Origin of the sequence: Kitasatospora sp. NPDC087861, assembly GCF_044742585.1 — a bacterium.
Lineage (GTDB): Bacteria > Actinomycetota > Actinomycetes > Streptomycetales > Streptomycetaceae > Kitasatospora.
The window spans coordinates 170,234-189,706 of sequence record NZ_JBIUUS010000002.1 but is presented as its reverse complement, the minus strand read 5'-3'; the positions used below and the strand labels follow the sequence as shown (position 1 = coordinate 189,706).

Genomic DNA, 19,473 nt, shown 5'->3' with positions numbered 1-19,473 from the left:
CGCCGCGTCGGCCCTGCTCGGTACACCGGATTCCGGCGTTTCCCACGCCGGCCGCGTACGGGCCGTCCGATCGGTTCAACGGGCAGGGCGGGGAGCACCGTTCAACGGGGCGTGAGACGGCCGGCTCACGTGCCCGGTTGCGCCCCGGACTCCGTGCGGCGGGCCCGTTCCGATGCGCTCGCCGTCGTCGCCGGGCCCGGGTGAACCGCTTGCGGTGGAGGGACCGTTGAGCGGGGCAGGGCGCGCATCGCGTCTCCCGCCACGCTTGGAGGACCTCTTGCGCACCACCCCGCACCGCGCCGTCCGCACGGCCTGGCCCGCCGGCCATCGGACGATGGGCTAGCCAGAGCCCGGGCGCGGACCTCATCGCCGACCGTACCGGTGGACGGGCGACAGCCGCCCGGCCGTACCGGAAAACCCTCTACTGGACCGGCTGTCAGTAGATACCGTCTTCCGATGGCACTCGGCGCGCGTCAAGTGCCACCACCCAGGAGGAACCGGTGTGAGTCCCGTGCGACGGGACAGGGGGAGGGACACGATGGATCCGGACGGGCCGGACATGCGCGAGGTGGTCGCGGCGCTGGTGCGGCAGGAGGAGCCGAGCCGGCCCGGGCCGCCCGTGCTGGCGGTGCCCGAGGGCGCGGCGGAGGAGGTGATCACCGTCGCCCGGCGGCTCGCCCTGCGGGCGTTGCCGACCGAGCGGTGGAGAACGGAGCCCGCACCCGGGCTGCAGGAGCTGGCGGCGGCGCTGGTGGTCGACGAGCACCCCTCGGCGCCGGGCTGGTCGCCGGCGGAGCGGGAACGGCTGGCGGCCTGGGTCGCGGTGCTGATCGAGCACCGGGGCGAGGAGGGGGTCCAGGAGCTGGTGCGGGTGCTCAACGAGGCCTGAGCGGACACCTGGGGGGCATCTGGGCGGGCACCTGAGCGGTGCCGTCGGCGGCGGCCCGGCCGTGCGGGGCCGGGGCGTTGGCGGATCGTTGGCGCGGCCTTGGCGGCCGCGGGCAGGCTGCTGTTCGTAGCCGCCGGGGACGTCCGGTCGGTGTGTCGCCCTGCCCTTGCCCGATCTGAGAGGTCGCGCGTGTCGAAGCAGCCCGTCGCCCAGCCCACGTCCGTCGCCCAGCCGCCCGCCGGCACGGACCCGTCGGCCACCACGGCTGTCGTTCCCGCGCAACGCACACCGCAGTCGGCCCGGCCGACCCTCGACCCGGAGACCCTCGCCGAGATCTACCGGCTGCACGGCGGCTACCTGCTGCGTGCGCTGCTGCGCGCCACCCACGGCGACCGGGGCAAGGCCGAGGACATCCTGCAGGAGACCCTGCTGCGCGCCTGGCAGAACCCCGCGGCGCTGGCCGCCGGTGCCGAGCAGAGCCGCCCCTGGCTGTTCACGGTGGCCCGGCGGATCGCGATCGACCACCACCGGATGGCCGCCGCCCGTGCCAAGGAGATGATCGGCGAGCCGATGGAGGACCGCCCGCTCAACGAGGACCCGTACGAGCAGGTGGTCGCCGCCCGGGACATCGCGCTGGCCCTTCGCCGGGTGCAGAAGCACCACCGCGAGGTGCTGGTCGAACTGCACCTGCGGGACCACTCGGTGCTGGAGGCGGCGGCCCGGCTCGGAGTGCCGCCGGGGACGGTCAAGTCCCGCAACTTCTACGCGATCCGGGCGCTGCGCCCGGTCCTCGCGGCGGAGCACGGTTACGGCCCGGCCGACCGCGGCCAGGCGGCCGCGCTCGACCGCTCCGGCGCCACCGCCTCGCGGTGACCGGCTCCTGGTGAGGGGTGCCCGACGACCGACTGCCGGTGACCGGTGACCGGTCAGGGCCGCCGGGCCGGACGCGAGTTCAGCGACTCCTCCAGGCTGGAGGTGAACTCGCTCTGCACCCCGGCCAGCCGATCGTGGCTCTGGAAGCGCTCCAGCGCCGAGCGCAGCCGGTCGAGCGCCTCCGGTTCGCGGCCCCGGCTCAGCAGGTAGGAGGCGTGGGAGTGTTCGGCGATCGCCTGCAGGTAGAGCAGGCCGGCCTCCTCGCAGCCGGCCAGCAGCCGGTGCCAGGCCAGGTCGGCGGTCTCGCCCCGCCCGTACGGGGGCAGGGCGTGCGCCTCGGTCAGCATCGACCACAGGTGGATCGAGGTGACCGGGCGGGCGGGCAGCAGCTCCCGGGCCTCGCGGGCCTGCCGTAGCGCGCCCTGCCGGTCCCCGGCCAGCAGGCTCACCCAGCTGTGGTGGACCAGCGCGACGGCCAGCCGTCCGGGGTCGCCGGTCTCCACGGCCAGCGCGGCCGCGCCGGACGCCAGCCGGGCGGCCTCGGTCGCGCTGCCCAGCATCGCGGTGATCAGCGCCTGGGTGGCGAGCGAGCGGGCGTGCACCGAGCGGCCCTCGGGCCCGGGTGCGGACTCGCTGCCGGCCACCGCCCGGCGCGCCGCCTCGGCCGCCTCCTGACGGCGTTCCAGCCCGAGCAGGGCGTTCGCCCGGGCGCCGTGCAGCTGGGCGGTGGCCGGCTGCTCGCCGCACCACTCGGCCGCCTTCTCACCCGCGCGCAGACAGGTCAGCCAGGCGGTGAACCGGCTGGAGCCGTAGTAGAGCGGGCTGGCGGCCAGAGCCAGCCGCCAGACCCGCCCCGGGTCGGTGGTGGCGGCGGTGATCAGCGCCCGGATCGCGGGCTCCTCGGCGTGGAACCACTCCAGCGCGCTGCGGATGCCGCCGGCCGGCGGCAGGGCCCTCGGCGGGTGGGCCGGCGTGCCGAAGCCGACCTGGCCGGGTTCGATGAGCTCGCCGCCGTACGACAGCGCCGCCTGGTAGTAGTCCAGCAGCCGTTCCCGGGCGAGGCGCCGGCGCGGCTCGGGCTGCTCGGCGAGCAGCCCGGCGCTGAACAGCCGGACCAGCTCGGCGCGGCCGTAGCGCCCGGGGGCGGCGCCGGTGAGCAGGTGGTGGGCGGCGAGTTCGCCGAGCGCCTGGCGGGCGGTGGCCGGATCGGAGCCGAGCAACGCGGCGCTGGTCAGCGTGTCGATCTCCCGGCCCGGGTGGACGGCGAGGAGGGTGAGCAACTCGGCGGCGCCGGGGGAGAGCCGGCGGTACGTCAGGAGCAGCTCGGTGCTGACGCCGGTCGTGCCGTCGGCGTCCAGGACGGGCAGCCTGGTCTGCTCGTCGGCGAGTTCGGCGACCAGGTCGGCGATCGTCCAGTCCGGCCGGGTGGCCAGCCGGGCGGCGGCGATCCGCAGGGCCAGCGGCAGGTGGTCGCAGAGCCCGGCCAGTTCGGCGGCGGCGGCCGGTTCGGCCCGCAGCCGGTCGGGGGTGAGCGCGCGCTCCAGCAGCCGTACGGCGTCGGCCCCCGGCAGCGGGGTCAGCCGCAGCAGGGCGGCGCCGTCGGCGGCCACCAGCCCCTCCAGCGAGCCGCGGCTGGTCACCACGGCGGCGCAGCCGGGCCCCTGCGGCAGCAGGTCGGCGACCTGGTCGGCGTCGGCGGCGTCGTCCAGGACCACCAGCACGCGCCGCCCCCTGGTCCGGTCGCGGTAGAGCGCGGCCCGTCCGTCCCGGTCCGCGGGCACGGCGGCCTCGGAGACCCCGAGCGCCCGCAGGAAGCCGCCGAGGGCGGCCTCCGGGTCCGCCGGGCCGGCCGGGTCGAGGCCCCGCAGGTCGGCGAACAGCTGCCCGTCCGGGAAGTGCGGGGCGCAGCGGTGCGCCCAGGCGGTGACCAACGCGCTCTTCCCGGCCCCGGCCGGGCCGACCACCAGTGCCAGGCCGTCACCGGCGCGCTCCGGGCCGCACTCGCGGTCCAGCCAGCGGCCCTCGGGCTCCCGTCCGACGAAGTCGACCGGGCGGCGCGGGAGCTGACGGGGCACCCGCGGGGCCGCCGGAGGGCCCGCCGGGCGGCCCGCCACCGGCGCCTCGGCGCCGTCCCCGGACAGCACCTCGGCGAGGGCCGCCCGCAGGGCCGGGCCGGGCCGGATCCCCAGCTCGCGGTCCAGCCGCACCCGGGCCTGGTGGTAGGCGGACAGCGCGTCCGCCGGCCGTCCGGCCTGGTGCAGACAGCGCATCAGCAGCGCCACCAGCTCCTCGCGCAGCCCGTCGGTCCGCACGCTCTGCTCCAGGGTCGGCACCGCCGCCGCCCCACTGCCCTGACGCAGCCGCAGCCCGGCCCAGCTGAGCACCGCGGCGGTGCGGGCCTCGCCGAGCTGGTCGACCACGGCCGCGCGCATGGGGGTGTCGGGCAGATCGGCCAGGGCCTCGCCGCGCCACAGTCGCAACGCCTGCTCCAGCAGCGCGATCGCCTCCGCGTCCGCCGCGCGGTTGCCGAGCCCGGCCCGCCCGGCGGCCTGGGCGGTCAGCGCGTCGAAGCGCAGCGCGTCCACCTCCTCGGCCGGACCGGCCAGCAGGTAGCCGGACGACCGGGTGTGCAGCACGAACGGCGTGCCGGCGATCGCCTTGCGCAGCGCGGCCACGTGCCCCTGCAGGGCGGCCCGGGCGCTGGCCGGCGGCCGCTCGCCCCACAGCAGTTCGCAGAAGCCGTCGACCCCGACCACCCGGCCCAGCCGCAACGCGAGCAGCGCCAGGATCGCCCGCCGCTGCGCCCCGGGGAGCGAGGCGAAGCCGTCCGTCCCGGCCTGCAGCTCCACCGGGCCGAGGAGCCGAATCCGCACCAATACCCCCACATGACCCCACGATGTCCAGGGCGTCCCCCCGCCCCACGATGTCCGGGGCGTTCCCCGGGGTGGAGCAGTGTAGTGCCCGGAAGTGTCCTGTTCGCGCCAGAACGCCCACCCCGGCGGGCGCCGCCGGGTGGCGGCACCGGCCGGGGACCCCATCCGGCTGCGGGCACCCGGCCGGACCAGGCCTATCCTCGGACGACGCCGGGAAGTCGCCGGCGGTTCTCGCCGGCGGCGGATCGGGTCGGCGACAGGGGAGGAGAGGGCCGCATGCACATCGACCTGCTCGGGCCGGTCGCCGTACGACGGGACGACGGGACGACGGTCACACCCTCGGCTCCCAAACGCCGTGCGCTGCTCAGCACCCTCGCCATCCGGCTCAACCAGACCGTCGCCACCGACGAACTGATCGAACTGGTCTGGGACGGCGACGCGCCCCCCACCGCCCGCGCCGCACTCCAGGGGCACGTCGCGGCGCTGCGCCAGCTCCTGGACGACCCCGGCCTCTCCCTGGACACCCGCGGCGCCGGCTACCTGCTGGTCGGCGCACCCGACCGGGTCGACCTGCTGCACTTCCGCCGCCTCTGCGACCAGGCGGGCGTGCTGCTGCCCGCTCCGCCCCCGCCGCCCGGGCAGGCGGAGCCGGACCCGGACGACCCGGCCGTGCCCCTGCTGCGCGCCGCCCTGGACCTGTTCCGCGGCCCCGTCCTCGTCGACTGCGGCTCCGCCCTGCTGCGCGAGCGCACCCTGCCGCACGTCACCGACCTGCGGCTGCGCGCCCTGGACCGGCTCGCCGAGGGCCTGCTCGGAGCCGGCCGCGGCGGCGAGCTGGCCGCCGAGCTGGCCGAGGCGGCGGCCGCCCACCCGACCCGGCAGACGCTGGCCGCCCGGCTGGTCCGCTGCCTCGACCAGGCCGGCCGCCGCGAGGAGGCGGCGGCCTGGTACGACCGGGTGGTGGCCCGGCTCTCCGGCCCGCCCGGCCCGGAGCTGCGCCGCGCCGGCGAACCGCCGGCGGACGGCCCCGGGCGGCCGGGCCCGTCCGGGGCCTCGCACCTCGGCTCGTCGCACCTCGGATCGCACCTGGGTTCGCCACAACTCGGTTCGCCGGACCGCAGGTTCACCGGCCGGTCGGCCGACCTCGCCCGGCTGGACGAGGCCCTGGCCGCCGCCCGGAGCGGCCACCCGATCCTGGTCACCGGAGCGGCCGGAGCCGGCAAGACCAGCCTCGTCCGGCACTGGGCGGAGCGCTGCGCCGAGCACTTCCCGGACGGCGTCCTGTACGCCGACCTGCGCGGCTTCGACCCGGCCGGGCCCCGCGAACCCGCCGAGGTGCTGGCCGGGTTCCTGCGCGCCCTCGGCGACGCCGCGGACGCCGTGCCCGCCTCGCCCGAGGACCGGCAGCAGCGCTACCGGGAGCTCCTGGCCGGGCGCCGGGTGCTGATCGTGCTGGACGACGCGCTCTCGTACGGGCAACTCGCCCCGCTGCTGCCCGCCCCGCCCCCGCCGGGGGACGGCCCGCCCGAGGACGGCGCCCCCGGCCTCCCCGGCGCCCCCGGCCTCCCTGGCGCCCCCGGCCTCCCCGGCACCCCCGTCACCGTCGTCACCAGCCGCAGCCGGCTGCGCGACCTGCTGGTCCGTGAGGGCGGCATCCCGCTCCCGCTGGACGCGCTCACCCCCGGGGACGCGGCCGAACTGCTCGCCCGGACCCTCGGCCCGGCCCGGGTCGCCGCCGAACCGGAGGCGGCCGCCGAACTCGCCGCCGCCTGCGACCACCTGCCGCTCGCCCTGCGCCTGGCCGCCGCCCGGCTGGCCGCCCGCCCCGGCTGGTCCCTGGGCGACCTCGCCGCGGAACTCACCGACGAGCAGACCGGCCTCGCCGCCCTGGCCGGGACCGGCCGCGGCCCACTCGGCGTCACCACCGCGCTGGACCACACGTACCGCACGCTCCCGCCCGCCCCGGCCCGGCTGTTCACCCTGCTCGGCCTGCACCCCGGCGCGGTGATCGACACCGCCACCGCCGCCGCGCTCGCCGACCTGCCGCCCGCCATCACCCGCACCCTGCTGACCCGCCTCGACGCCGTCCACCTGCTGGAGGAGACCACCCCCGGCCGCTACGCCCGGCGCGAGCTGGTCCGGCGCTACGCCGCCCGGCAGGCCGCCGAACTCACCTGCGACGACCGCTTCGTCGCCCTCGACCGGCTGATCGCCCACTACCTCGCGGTCACCGCCGCCTGGACCACCGGCGGCTGGACCACTGCCGCCCGGTCCGCCGCCGGCGGCGCGGCCTCGGTGGAGGCGGCCTCCTGGTTCCGCCGCGAGGAGAGCGCCCTGCGCGCCGTGGTGGTCTGCGCCGAGCAGTTCGGCCGGACCGCCGAATCCTGGCAACTCGCCCACCGGATCGGCCTGCTGTACGAGACCACCGGCCACGACCGGACCCACTGGCGGGCCGTCACCGAGGCCGGGCTGCGCGCCGCTCACGCCTGCGCGGACCAGGCGGCCGTCGCCCGGCTGGCCACCGACCTCGCCGTCCTGCACGTCGACCGCGCGGCCTACCGCACCGCCGTGCAGCAGCTGGACCGGGCCGTGGCCGCCGCGGACCGGGCCGGCGACCAGGTGCTGCGCCACCACTGCCGCCGGCGGGTGGCCGGTGCGCTGCTGCGGGCCGGCCGCCACGACCAGGCGCTGCCACTGCTCACCGACCTGGTGAGCGCCGCCCGTACCCCGGCCGTCGGCGAACTGCTCGTCCGGGCGCTCACCGACCTCGCCGACGCCCTGGTCCTGGCCGGTTCCCCCGGGCCGGCCCTGGTCCACGCCGACGAGGCCGTCCGGGTCGCCACCAGCCGCTCCGGCGGCGCCGAGGCCGTCCTCGCCACCCAGAGCCGGGCCCGCGCGCTGCACGCCCTCGGCCGCCGCGACGCCGCCCTCTCCTCGGCCCGACTCGCCGTCGCGCTCGGCCGGACGGTCGGCGACAGCGGGCTGGAGTCCCGCACCCACGGCCTGCTGGCCGACCTGCTCTGCGAGCTGGGCCGCACCACCGAGGGCGCCGCGGCCAGACGGCAGGCCCGGGCGCTGGCGGCGGGGGAGCGCTGACCGTGCCGGGCCGCCACCTCCGCGCCCGCCGCTTCCGCCCCCGCCGATCGGCACGACCACAGGCAGAACTATGGGCAGAACCAGTGCGCGGAACCATCCCGCCGGCCCGCCGCCCGCCGCGGCCCGACCGGCGCACCCGCCGCCTGAGCTGGTCCCTCGATGCGGGGGACGGATCGGACCCGAGGCATACTTCTGCCCGGGCATACTTCTGCCTGGGACGGTCGGTCAGGCACAACGTCTGGCAGAAGTAACGGCGCGATCAGAGGCGGGACATGACGGCTGCGGGCGGCACGGGGGCGGACACGGAGTCAGCGGGGGCCGGCGACTTCGGCCGCCTGCTGGCCGGGTACCGGGCGGCGGCGGGCCGGACGCAGGAGGAGCTCGCCGCGGCGGCCGGAGTCAGCCTGCGCGCCGTCGGCGACATGGAGCGCGGCCGTACCCGAGGACCCCAGCGGCGCACCGTCCGCGCCCTGGCCGAGGCGCTGGGCCTGGACGGTACGCAGGCCGCCGCGCTGGACCGGGCCGCGCAGTTCGGCCGCCCCCGGGGGACCAAGCCGGCCCCGGCCGCCGCCGTTCCCACGCCCGGTCCGGCCGCCCCCGCCCCCGCCGCCGCCGGGTCGATCGAGGCCGAGGACGCCGCGCCCGCCGCCCCCCTCACCCCCGGCGCGCTCGCGCTGCCCCGCGACATCGCCGACTTCACCGCCCGCGAGGACGCCCTCGCCCTGCTGGCCGAGCTGGCCAAGGACGACCGACCCGCGCACCCCAGGGTGGTGCTGATCAGTGGTCAGCCCGGGCTCGGCAAGACCGCCTTCGCCCTGCACGCCGCGCACACCCTGGCCCCGTTCTTCCCCGACGGGCAGCTCTCGCTCGACCTCGGCGGCATGTCCGCCACCCCGCTCTCCGCCCGCGACGCGCTCGGCCAGGTGCTGCGCGCCCTGGGAGTCGCCGACAACGCGGTGCCCGCCGGGACGGAGGAGCGGGCCGGCCTCTACCGCGCCCTGGTACGGGAGCGCAGGCTCGTCCTGGTGCTGGACAACGCCGCCGACGAGAGCCAGGTGCGCCCGCTGCTGCCCGGTTCCGGGCCGGCGGTGACCCTCGTCACCAGCCGCAACACCCTGGCCGGCCTGGAGTCGGTGCACCGCCTGCGGCTGGAGGCCCTCGCCCCGGGCGAGGCCGCCGACCTGCTGGCCCGGATCGCCGGCCGCGAGCGGATCGACGCGGCGCCCGACGCCACCGCCGAACTGGCCCGGCTCTGCGGCTACCTGCCGCTCGCGCTGCGGATCGCCGGGCAGCGGCTGATGGCCCGCCCGCAGCAGCCCGTCAGCCACCTGGTGCGCCAACTCGCCGCCGAGGAGAACCGGTTGGACCTGCTGGAGACCGGCGACCTGGCCGTCCGCCCGGCCTTCGCGCTGTCCTACCGGCGGCTGCCGGCCGAGTCCCAACTGGTGCTGCGCCGCTCCGCGCTGACCGCCGGTCACGACTTCACCGCCGCCGTCGCCGCCGCCTACGCGGGCCTGTCGGCGGTACGGACCGAACTCGTCCTGGAGCAGCTGATCGACGCCGGGCTGGTGCAACTGGCCACCCCGGAGCGCTACCGGCTGCACGACCTGGTCCGGCTCTACGCGGGCGAGCAGCTCGACGCGGACGAGCCCCCCGGGGAGGTGGCGAACGCCCGTGCCCGGGCGACCGGCTGGCTGCTGAACCGGGCCGCCGAGTTCGGCCTGCGGTTCGACCCGGACCGCGAGGCGGACCGGGACGCCGAGGCGCAGGCCGGACCGGGCGCGGACCGGGACCGGACCGGCCCCCCGGTGCCGCTCACCGAGGCGGCGCGCTGGCTGGAGGAGGAGCACCCGGAGTGGCTGGCGGCCCTCCACCAGGCCTTCGCCGCGGGCCGGCACCGGGAGGTCATCGACACCGCCGAGGCCATGCACTGGTTCTCCGACCGGCTGCTGAGCTGGGACATCTGGGCCGAGGTCTTCCAGCTGTCGGCCGATGCGGCCCGCGCCTGCGGTGACCAGCTGGCCGAGGCCGTCCACGTGAACTACCTGGCCTGGACGTACGTCACCTGCCTGCACCGGTACCAGCGCGGCGTCGAACTGGCCGGCGAGGGGCTGCAGCTCGCCCGCCGGATCGGCGCCCGGGAGCAGGAGGGCTGGGCGCTGGTCTACCTCGCCGCCGGCCTCCGGCACCTGAACCGGCACCGGGAGGCCATCGACGCCTACCACCAGGCCGCGGAGGCCTTCGACGCCGTCAACAGCCGCTCCGGCCGGATCGGCCGGCTGGTCACGCTGCGCGGGGCGGCCAACTGCCTGCGCGACTCGGGCCGGGCCGAGGAGGCGGTGCAGTCCCGCCGGCGCGCGCTGGCCGGCGCGCTGGAGCTGGTGGAGCGCTGGTCCTCGCCGCTGATGCACCTGATGGCGGCCATGACGGCGCACGAACTCGGCCTGGACCGCGCCGCGTTGAAGCGCTGGCCGGCCGCCGAGAAGGCCTACCGGCAGGCCCTGACCCACTTCGAGGCGACCGGCCGGCCGGACAGCATGACCAAGACCCTGACCGAGCTCGGCACCGCCCTGATCGAGCAGGGCCGCGCCGACGAGGCCCGCGAACTCCTCACCGAGGCGCTCACCGACCTCAGCGCGGACGGCCCCCGGCAGGGCCGCCGCCGCTAGGGCCGCTCCAGGGGCCGCCGCCGGTAGGCCCGCCCCAGGGGTCTGAAGCGCGTCCGCCCGCACGGCGTGCGGGCCGTACGGGCGGGTCGTGCGGAGACGGCGGGCCGGGAGGCCGGGTCAGATCCGGGTGTCCTCCACCACCGGCAGCGCGTCGTCCTCGGCGAAGGCGCTCGGGGCGAACGCGGTCCGCGGCGCGACGGCCGGCTTCTTGCCGCAGAAGGCCGGCTCCAGCGCGTTCATCAGCCCCTGCGTCACGGCGCCGTTGTTGGAGGCGTTGGCGAACACGACGACCGAGCGGTGGCCGTCCAGGCCGGCGAAGGACTGGGTCTGGAAGCCCTGGACGATGCCGCCGTGGCCGTACACGTCACCGCAGGAGAGCGAGATGCGGCGCAGCCCGAGACCGTAGCTGATCTTGGCGGTGGGGGTGGGCAGCGCGGCGGTCATCTGCTTCAGCGAGTCGTCCGAGACGAGCCCGCCGGAGCTGCCGGCCACCAGCGCGGTGAGGAAGCGGTCCAGGTCGGCGGCGTCGGAGATGACGGCGCCGGCGGTCCACACCCAGGAGCCGGTCTGCTCGGTGGAGTCCAGCAGCGGCTTGGTGCGGTCGTCGTTGGTGAGGTAGCCGGTGACGTGCGCGCCCTGGATCTCCTGGTCGGGCACGACGAAGGAGGTCCTGCTCAGACCGAGCGGCTCGATGATCCGATCGCGCAGGACGTCCGCGTAGGGGCGGCCGGTGAGGTGCTCGACCGCGAGGCCCATCAGGACGAAGTCGGTGTTCGAGTAGGAGTAGCGGCTCCCGGGTGTGTACTGCTGGCCGTGCTTGACGGACATCGCCACCAGGTCGCGCGGCTCGTACACGTTGGTGCGGATGCGCGCCTCGAAGGCGGCGGTGGTCTCCTCGCCGGCCTGCTCCAGCAGGTCGTTGGTGTGGTCGTAGATCCCGGCCCGGTGCTCCATCACCTGGCGGCCCGTCATGGTCCAGGTGTCCGGCAGGGTGCCGGCCGGCAGGTAGTCGCGCAGCGGCTGGTCGAGGTCGATCCGGCCCTGCTCCGCCAGCTGCATCACGAGAACGGCGGCGAACATCTTGCTGTTGCTGCCGACCCGGAACCGCCACGAGGAGTTCATCGGGGTGCCGTCGAGATCGGCCGTGCCGGTCGCCAGCGAACGGGTGGTCTCGCCGGCGCCGTGGTCGCGGATCACGGCGAAGGCGCCCGGGGCGCCGGCGGCGGTGGTGGCCTGGAGGGCGGCGAGCACCGCGGCCGTGTCCGGGGCGGGCGCGGTGGTGGTGCCCTGGTCGGCGGCCACCGCGTGCGCGGCGCCGGTCGCCAGCAGGACGACGCCGGCGGCCGCCACCGCGAGGGGACGCAGAAGGCTGATCTTCGCCATGATCCTCTGTTCTCTCATCAGCTGACGCGGCGTCCGGCCACGTCCTCGAAGATCCACTATCACCGGCCGAGGCGGTGGCTGGCAATGTGAACCCGATCGGCCGCACCATCCGTTTCCCGGCCCGGGGTCAAGGTTTTACCTGCTGTCGTCTACCCGCGTGGACCGATCCGCCCGATGCTGTTCGGGCGCTCTGCGCGTACTCCCGCACCCATGCCCAGGTCTTCCCCTCACCTCACCGATCGTGGAGTCCCGCATGCCCCTGGCCACCTTCGCGCGCCGCACCGGCGCGCTGCTGCTCGCCGCCGCCGGCCTGATACCGATGTCCGGCACCGCCCAGGCCGCCACCGCCGCCACGTACACGGCGATCGTGTTCCCGGACCAGGACCACGGCGTCGTCTACGACCTCATCAACTCCGCCACCCGCTCCGTCGACGTGACCATGTACGAGCTGCGCGACAGCACCGCCGTCAGCGCCCTGATCGGCCGCCGGCGGGCCGGCGTCCAGGTCCGGGTGATCCTCGACGGCCGGCACACCTCGGTCAACGGCGCCGCCTACTCGGCCCTCCAGGCCGCCGGCGTCGGGGTGACGTACTCCTCCTCCGCCTTCGTCTACACCCACCAGAAGACCGTCACGGTGGACGGCGCCAAGTCCCTGATCCTGACCGGGAACCTGGACGCCACCTACTACTCCTCCAGCCGCGACTACGGCGTCGTGGACACCGACGCCAACGACGTCACCGCGATCGAGCAGGTCTTCGCCGCCGACTACGCGCAGACCTCGATCACCCCCTCCGACGGCGACAACCTGGTCTGGTCGCCGACCGACTCGCAGACCCGTCTGCTGGCCCTGATCAACGGCGCGCAGCGCACGCTCGACGTGGAGCAGCTGGAGTTCGGCGACCCGGCCCTGGTGGACGCGGTGGCCGCGGCTGCCTCCCGGGGCGTCACGGTGCGCGTGGTCGGTATGAACCCGTCGTCCTACGGCAGTTCCTTCGACCAGGTGACCACGGCCGGCGGCCAGGTGGTCACCTACTCCTCGACCACGGGCCTGTACATCCACGCCAAGGCCATCGTCGCCGACTACGGCACGCCGTCGGCCAAGGTCTTCGCCGGTTCGGAGAACTTCTCCGACAACTCGCTGAACAACAACCGCGAGCTGGGCCTGATCACCACCGACTCCGGCGTGCTCGACACCGTCGAGTCCACCGTCGCCCGCGACTTCGCCAACGGCACGCCCTACTAGGCGTATCGCGGCCCCACCCCTGAACGAGCGGCCGCCCAGGCCGGTCTCTACCCAAGGACTTGTCATGACTTCGTCCACAAAGCCCCGTTCCCGCCGCACCGCCACCGCCCTCGGCTCGGTGGCCGCCCTCGTCGCCGCCTCCGCCGGCCTCTGGGCCGCCACCGCCACTACCGCGCAGGCCGCCGCCCTGCCCGCGCCCGACCACATCGTGGTCGTGGTGATGGAGAACCACGCCTACACCCAGGTCATCGGCAGCAGCAGCGCCCCCTACCTCAACTCCCTGGCCACCGGCGGCGCCAACCTCACCCAGTCGTTCGGCATCACCCACCCCAGCCAGCCGAACTACTACGCCTTGTTCTCCGGCTCCACCCAGGGCGTCACCGACGACAGCTGCGTCTCGGTCGGCGCCCTCCAGGCCCCCAACCTGGCCTCCGAGGTCACCGCCGCCGGCAAGACCTGGGCCAGCTACAACGAGACCCTGCCCGCGCAGGGCAGCACCGTCTGCGGCAGCGGCACGTACGCGCAGAAGCACAACCCCTGGTTCGGCTTCGGCAACGTCCCGGTGAGCTCGGCCAAGACCTTCACCCAGTTCCCGACCGACTACACCACCCTGCCGAACGTCTCCTTCGTCGTGCCGAACCTCTGCAGCGACATGCACGACTGCTCGGTCGGTACCGGCGACACCTGGATCAAGAACAACCTCGGCGCCTACGCCACCTGGGCCAAGAGCCACAACAGCCTGCTCGTGGTCACCTTCGACGAGGACAACCGCCTCGCCGGCAACCGCATCCCCACCGTCGTCTACGGCGCCCACGTCACCCCCGGCAGCAGCACCGGCACCACGGTCAACCACTACAACGTGCTGCGCACCCTGGAGGACCTCGCCGGCGTCACCACCCACGCGGGCAACGCCGCCAACGCCGCGGCCATCACGGGCATCTGGAACTGAGCTCGGCTTCCGAGGAGTCGACCCCGGCCGGTGGCCGCTCCGCGCCCGGCACGGGCCCGGCGGCCGCCGCGCCCGTGCCGAACCGCCGGACGCCGGGCACCGCCGCCGTCCCCGCGCACACCGCCGTCACCAGCGCCGCCGTCGCCAGCAGTGGCACCTCGCTGCCCCAGGCGTCGGCGGCCAGCGGCGCCAGCACGTACCCGAGCGGGGCGGCGGCCAGCGAAAGCAGCCAGTCGTACGAGGTGACCCGGGCCAGTATTCCGGCCGGGACGTCCTGCTGGACGACCGTCGCCCAGACCGGGTTGAGGAAGCCCAGGCCCGCCATGGCCACCGCGTACGCCCCGACCGCGACCGGGCCGGGGGCCGCCACGGCGAGCGCGAACAGGGGCAGCCCGTACAGGGCGAGGCCGAGGTTGGCGACCAGCACCGGGCGGCGCGGCCGGGCCCGTCCGGCGACCAGCGAGCCGACCAGCAGGCCCACCGCCCCGGCCTGGGTCAGCGCCACCCACACGCCGTCCCCGCCCAGGCGGGTGGCGGCGATCAGCGGGCCGAGGGTGAGCAGGACGGCACTGGCACCGTTCCACACCCCGTGGGCGATCAGGCTGGTCCAGTACCAGTCGCGGGAGCGCACCTCGCTCCAGCCCTCGGCGAGGTCCCGGCGCAACGAGCCGCGCTCACCGGGCCGGTGGCGGACGGTGAGCCGGGTCAGCAGCGCGGCGCTGAGCACGAACGAGGCGCCGTCGAGCACGAACGCCCACTCGGGCCCGGCGGTGTACACCAGCACCCCCGCCAGGGCCGGGCCCCCGAGCCGGGCGGCGCTGCCGGCCGAGGCGAGCAGGGCGTTGGCCCGCAGTCGTCGGGTGCCGTCGACGGTCGCCGCGACCAGCGGCGCGGCCGTCGGCATCGCGAAGGCGGAGGCGGCGCCGCCGATCGCCTCGGCGACCGCGATGTGCGCCAGGTCCGGGCGCCCGCCGACCAGTTCCAGCCCGACGAGCAGCTGGGCGGCGGCCCGGAGGAGGTCGGTGGTCAGTGCGACGAGGCGCGGGTTGAAGCGGTCCCCGACCACGCCGCCGAAGGGCAGCAGGGCCAGTCGCGGCAGCATCGCGCAGCCCAGCACCAGGGCGAGCGCGGCGGAGGAGCCGGTGGCGCGGGTGATGGCGATGGCGAGCGCGGCGGGGACGACGGCGTCGCCGAGGGTGGAGATGGTCCGGCCGATGAAGAGCAGCCGGAAGTCGCGGTGCCTCAAGGGGTGTTGACTCACCTGCCGCACTGTATTTCGGTGTCAAAGTTTCGGCAACGAAATTTCGGTACCGAACCATCTGGCAGGTGCGCTCCGGGGTGCTCTCCCTCCGCTTTGTAGACTCCTTCCATGGCACCGCACCCCCATGAGCGACCGACCCAGCCCCGCGACCGGACGGACGGCCACGTCGAACGCTGGCTGCCGGTGCTGCCCCACCTCGACCCCGACATCGAGGGCGCCGTCACCCGGATGTCCGAGCTCACCCGCCACCTCGGCCGCGTCCGCGAACAGGGCGTCGCCGACTACGGCCTGCAGAAGCACGAGTTCGACACCCTCCACGTCCTCGCCGGTCGCGGCGGCCGCGCCGCTCCCTCCGACCTGCGGGCCGACCTCAACCTCGCCCCCGCCTCCGTCACCGGCCGCCTCGAAGCCCTCGAACGCCGCGGCTTCATCGTCCGCACACCCTCCACCGTCGACCGCCGCAAGGTCGACATCGCCCTCACCGAGAGCGGCCGCGTCGCCTGGCGCGAGGCCCTCGGCGTCGTCGGCCGCGAGGAGCACCGCCTCCTCGGCGTCCTGACCGCGGACGAACGCCACACCCTGGCCGACCTGCTGCGCAAGGTGCTGCTCGCCCAGGAGGCCTCCGCGGCGGAGTGACGGCGGTTCCTGGTCACCCCTCGGGGCTCCACTCCCGGTGGCGGGCCCCGGGGGCGGCTGCGGCTCGGTCGGCGCCCTCCAGGCTCCCAACCTGGCCTCCGAGGTCACCGCCGCCGGCAAGACCTGGGCCAGCTACAACGAGACCCTGCCTCGCCGGCTCGGAGGATGCTCATCGGAGGATGCTCAGTCGAGGCAGAACTCGTTGCCCTCGATGTCCTGCATCGCGATGCACGACTCGTTCTCGCCGTCGGCAAGCAGCACCTGCACGCGTACCGCGCCGAGCGCGACCAGTCGTGCGCACTCGGCTTCGAGCGTGGCGAGGCGCTCTTCACCCACGAGCCCGGTGCCGACCCGCACGTCGAGATGCAGCCGATTCTTGACGACCCTGCCCTCGGGAACGCGCTGGAAGTACAGTCGCGGGCCCACGCCTGAGGGATCACTGCAGGCGAACCACGAACCCTGATCCTCTGCAGAGCGGGAGCGGTTGAAATCGTCCCAGGTGGCGAACCCCTCCGGTGGCGGCGGTGCGACGTACCCCAACACCTCGCACCAGAAGCGAGCGACGCGCTCGGGTTCTGCGCAGTCGAAGGTGACTTGGAACTGCTTGATCGATGACATCGGCGCACCATAGCAGGAGGGCTCTGTTGCTCGTCCTCCGGTAGGCGTAGGCATGTTGACGGAGGATGGCCCTTGAGTGCCACTGCTGTGCCGTGCGGTCGCAGGGGGTGACCCGATGTCGATGCCTCCGCCCTGAGGAGTGTCGATGCAACGAAACGCGCCCCGCCAGCAACAGGGAACTGGCGGGGCGGACTTGCTGAACTACAGGACGTCCTCGCGGTGCTTGTCGAACCAGCCCGCTGCGGTCACAAAGGTCCTGTTGCCGCTCCCGTTGACCCAGGTCCAGGAGAGCGTCGTGGGCGCCGACTCCGCGGTGGCGGTGTTCGCGTGGTGACTCGGGTGGTCCCACCAGGCGTCCGTACCAGCCGAACCGGCCGGGGCCGTGGCGGCGAATGCCTGGCCGCCACCGAGTCCGAGCAGCGCAGCTGCCGCTACGCCGATTACTGCACGCTTGATCACTATGGTCCTCCAAGGACTCGAAGGGGTCGGTGATCGCACTACAACAGTCGCCGGTAGACGAATGATCAACGCCGACCACGAGACCGCCCTGAGGGGTCCTTGAACGAAAGAAGCAGGCCCCGCCCGAAGGCGGGGGCCCAGGTCGTTTCCGGACCGGGTGGTGTCCGGGCGCGACGCGGGAGGTCGACGGGGGTGGGGGGAGAAGGTAAGGATGGGGGTGTGCGATTCGAGCGTGTGCCGATGCCGGCGGGGGTGGGGGAGCGGCCCCGGGACGGCCGGGGCTACCCGGTGCCGGCGATCACGCCGTGGCACGGCGGTGAGCCGCAGTTCGCGCTGACGGACCACGGCCGCAGCGCGAACTGTGCGCTGGAGCGCCGGTGTTCGGTGTGCGGGGGGTTCATGGCGCGGGGGCCCGTGTGGCGGGTGGTGGGGGCGGCGGAGAGCGCGGCGATCGCGGGGGCGCTCGCCGAGGGGCGGCCGTACCGCAACCTCGCGCCGACCATGGAGGGGCCGGGGCATCGGGCGTGCATGCTGTACGCGGCGATGGTGTGCCCGTACCTGGCGCGGCCGAACGCCCGCAGGGGCGTGACGGCGGACGGGGCGGACGCGGTGACGGCGGCCGCCGTGCGCGGCGCGGTGCGGGGCGGCGCGGGCGCGGTGGTCGGGTTCGGCGACTACGAGTACGCGGTCACCGAGACCCGGGTGCTGTTCCGCTTCCTCGACGTGGTCGAGTTCCTGCCGCACGAGTCCGCCGACGAGCATCTTCCCGAGCTGCGCGCCGAGTTGGCCGCCGGGGACTACGGCCGGTAGGCGGGGAGGCCCTTGACGGTGGAGACCTGGGTCGGGGCGGCGGAGCCGTCGGCGGGGAGGGTGCTGACGCCGTCGGGGGTGCGGGCCGCGATGGTCTTGCCGTCGGGGGACCAGGCGGGTTCGGTGTAGTCGGTGGTGGCGCCGGGGGTGAGGTCCTTCTCGTTCCTCTGGTCGAACTGGGTGGAGCGGCTGAAGAGGTGGTCGTGCCCGCTCACCGAGCGGACGAAGACGACGTGCTCGTCGTCGGGGGAGAGGGCCGGCTGCGAGCCCTTGCCCATGTCGCGGGCGGCGGGGCGGATGTAGTCGTCGTAGATGTAGACCTCGTTGGCGGGGGTGTTGGCGTAGGCGATCTCGCCGTGCCGGCCGCCGGCGTTGGCCCAGGTGTTGCCGGTCCGGGGCGGCTGCGGCAGGTTCGGGTTGCCGCCTTCCGAACTGTGCGGGGTGAGCACCTCGGGGGTGCCGCCGACGGCCTTGGCGGGGATCGTCTCCAGGCGCAGGACGCCGCCCTTGGCGGCGGCGAAGACGATGTTCTTGAAGCGCTCGGTGGCCTCGGGGAGGGAGTCGTCGCCGGGGTCCTTCGCCGCGTGCTGCCAGCTGGGGTGGGACCAGGTCTCGCCGCCCGGGTTCTTGGCGACGGTGGTCTTCCCGGTGCCGTCGGGGTTGGTGACGACGAGGTCGCCGTTGCCGTCGACGAACGCGGCCTTCGTGCCGTCGGGGGACCAGGCGAGGTCCCGGACGACGGTGCCGAAGTCGACGGTGGTGCCGTTCATCGCGACGGCCTGGGTGCCGGTGCTGATGGTCAGGCGGTTGGCGGCGGTGGTGCCGTTGGCCTCCTTGGCGCCCGGGGCCGGGGTGCCGCCGCCGGCCGAGGGGGAGCCCGGGGGCGTCGAGCCGCCCGGCGCCGCGGTGCCGGGAGCGGAGGTGCCGGGAGCGGAGGTGGCCGGGGCGGCGGTGGGATCCGAGCCGGCGTTGTCGGGGCCGCAGGCGGAGAGCAGGACGGCGCCGACGGTGGTCATCAGGGCGATCGCGGCGGCGGTGCCGAATCTGTTGCGTACGGACATTCCAGGTTCCCCCCTCGGCTGCGTTTCGCATTCGACCAGGAGCGTCCCAGCGCGAGGTCAGCGACCGGTGTGCGCGGTGTCACAGTCGTGGAACAACACCCTTGCTAGGCCCTACCCGGGATGGACCTCGGTGCGGAACGTGCGCAGCCCGCGCTTGTGGTAGTTGGGCAGGGCGTTGGGGTGGTCGTTGGTGTTGGTGCACAGCCAGACCCGGAGTGCGGTGCCGGCGCCGATGGGTTCGGTTGCCCAGGCCTGGCGGAGCGCGAGGGTCAGCGCGTAGCCACCGAGGCCTCGGCCGACCATCGCGGGCAGCAGTCCGAAGGTCGTGATCTCGACGTCCCCGCCGGGGTGCGGTTCGAGCGCGACGATTCCGGCGGGTTCGCCGTCGTGGGTGAGGAGCCAGCTCTGGCGCAGCGGATGCTGGGCGCGGTGGGCCGCCCAGTCCTGCTCGGTGCGGCTGGAGCTCTTCCAGCCGTGCGGCCTGCCGACCTCGGCCTGGACGACCTGTACGGCGGGGGACGTGGCGTCGGCGCGGAGCAGGGCGAGTGCGGGGACGGGCGGGGCGGGGCGCAGGTCCTCGGGGTCGGTCATCTCGAGGTAGGTGACGGTCTTTGCCATTCCGTCAGGCTACGACAGGGCGGTCGGGGCGGTCA

At 75.2% G+C, this 19,473-nt stretch carries 15 protein-coding genes; 8 read left to right on the top strand and 7 right to left on the bottom strand.

Annotated features, from left to right (window positions below):
• The first annotated feature begins 538 nt into the window (after positions 1-538).
• On the top strand, positions 539-889 hold the full coding sequence (locus ACIOJE_RS03650; protein WP_280680815.1) for a hypothetical protein: 351 nt from the start codon (positions 539-541) through the stop codon (positions 887-889).
• 189 nt (positions 890-1,078) lie between these two features.
• The gene (locus tag ACIOJE_RS03645; RefSeq protein WP_280680814.1) at positions 1,079-1,762 is read left to right on the top strand and encodes a sigma-70 family RNA polymerase sigma factor; all 684 of its coding nucleotides are present in this window, start codon (positions 1,079-1,081) and stop codon (positions 1,760-1,762) included.
• Positions 1,763-1,815: 53 nt separating this feature from the next.
• Here ACIOJE_RS03645 and ACIOJE_RS03640 read toward each other — a convergent pair whose 3' ends face one another.
• Positions 1,816-4,635: a BTAD domain-containing putative transcriptional regulator gene (locus ACIOJE_RS03640; protein ID WP_400773052.1), complete on the bottom strand. Its 2,820-nt coding sequence runs from the start codon at positions 4,633-4,635 to the stop codon at positions 1,816-1,818.
• Positions 4,636-4,911: 276 nt separating this feature from the next.
• Between ACIOJE_RS03640 and ACIOJE_RS03635 the strand changes: the two genes are divergently transcribed.
• Positions 4,912-7,731, top strand: coding sequence for a BTAD domain-containing putative transcriptional regulator (locus ACIOJE_RS03635; RefSeq protein ID WP_400773050.1), 2,820 nt, complete (start codon positions 4,912-4,914; stop codon positions 7,729-7,731).
• Between the two features lie 272 nt (positions 7,732-8,003).
• Positions 8,004-10,400 (top strand): ATP-binding protein, encoded by a 2,397-nt coding sequence (locus ACIOJE_RS03630; protein ID WP_400773048.1) that lies wholly within the window; start codon positions 8,004-8,006, stop codon positions 10,398-10,400.
• Between the two features lie 117 nt (positions 10,401-10,517).
• Here ACIOJE_RS03630 and ACIOJE_RS03625 read toward each other — a convergent pair whose 3' ends face one another.
• Positions 10,518-11,783, bottom strand: coding sequence for a serine hydrolase domain-containing protein (locus tag ACIOJE_RS03625; RefSeq protein WP_280680807.1), 1,266 nt, complete (start codon positions 11,781-11,783; stop codon positions 10,518-10,520).
• Positions 11,784-12,036: 253 nt separating this feature from the next.
• Between ACIOJE_RS03625 and ACIOJE_RS03620 the strand changes: the two genes are divergently transcribed.
• Positions 12,037-13,026: a phospholipase D-like domain-containing protein gene (locus ACIOJE_RS03620; protein ID WP_400773047.1), complete on the top strand. Its 990-nt coding sequence runs from the start codon at positions 12,037-12,039 to the stop codon at positions 13,024-13,026.
• A gap of 64 nt (positions 13,027-13,090) precedes the next feature.
• Positions 13,091-13,975 carry an alkaline phosphatase family protein gene (locus ACIOJE_RS03615; protein ID WP_400773045.1) on the top strand — a complete coding sequence of 295 codons (885 nt, stop codon included), beginning with the start codon at positions 13,091-13,093 and terminating at the stop codon, positions 13,973-13,975.
• Here ACIOJE_RS03615 and ACIOJE_RS03610 read toward each other — a convergent pair.
• Entirely contained in the window at positions 13,956-15,236 is a 1,281-nt protein-coding gene (locus ACIOJE_RS03610) for an MFS transporter (RefSeq protein WP_400773043.1), read from the bottom strand. The genes ACIOJE_RS03615 and ACIOJE_RS03610 overlap by 20 nt on opposite strands.
• 108 nt (positions 15,237-15,344) lie before the next feature.
• Here ACIOJE_RS03610 and ACIOJE_RS03605 point away from each other — a divergent pair, with 108 nt between their 5' ends.
• On the top strand, positions 15,345-15,872 hold the full coding sequence (locus ACIOJE_RS03605) for a MarR family winged helix-turn-helix transcriptional regulator (protein WP_280680802.1): 528 nt from the start codon (positions 15,345-15,347) through the stop codon (positions 15,870-15,872).
• A gap of 183 nt (positions 15,873-16,055) precedes the next feature.
• Here the strand turns inward: ACIOJE_RS03605 and ACIOJE_RS03600 are convergent, their stop codons facing one another.
• Both ACIOJE_RS03600 and ACIOJE_RS03595 read right to left on the bottom strand, forming a co-directional pair.
• Positions 16,056-16,490, bottom strand: coding sequence for a VOC family protein (locus ACIOJE_RS03600; protein WP_280680801.1), 435 nt, complete (start codon positions 16,488-16,490; stop codon positions 16,056-16,058).
• A gap of 201 nt (positions 16,491-16,691) precedes the next feature.
• Positions 16,692-16,949, bottom strand: coding sequence for a hypothetical protein (locus ACIOJE_RS03595; protein ID WP_280680800.1), 258 nt, complete (start codon positions 16,947-16,949; stop codon positions 16,692-16,694).
• Positions 16,950-17,168: 219 nt separating this feature from the next.
• Between ACIOJE_RS03595 and ACIOJE_RS03590 the strand changes: the two genes are divergently transcribed.
• Positions 17,169-17,759: a hypothetical protein gene (locus ACIOJE_RS03590; protein WP_400773040.1), complete on the top strand. Its 591-nt coding sequence runs from the start codon at positions 17,169-17,171 to the stop codon at positions 17,757-17,759.
• Here ACIOJE_RS03590 and ACIOJE_RS03585 read toward each other — a convergent pair.
• Together ACIOJE_RS03585 and ACIOJE_RS03580 are read right to left on the bottom strand one after the other, a co-directional pair.
• Positions 17,747-18,820, bottom strand: coding sequence for a hypothetical protein (locus ACIOJE_RS03585; protein WP_400773039.1), 1,074 nt, complete (start codon positions 18,818-18,820; stop codon positions 17,747-17,749). The genes ACIOJE_RS03590 and ACIOJE_RS03585 overlap by 13 nt on opposite strands.
• A 111-nt stretch (positions 18,821-18,931) precedes the next feature.
• Positions 18,932-19,438 (bottom strand): GNAT family N-acetyltransferase, encoded by a 507-nt coding sequence (locus ACIOJE_RS03580; protein WP_400773038.1) that lies wholly within the window; start codon positions 19,436-19,438, stop codon positions 18,932-18,934.
• Between the last annotated feature and the right edge of the window lie 35 nt (positions 19,439-19,473).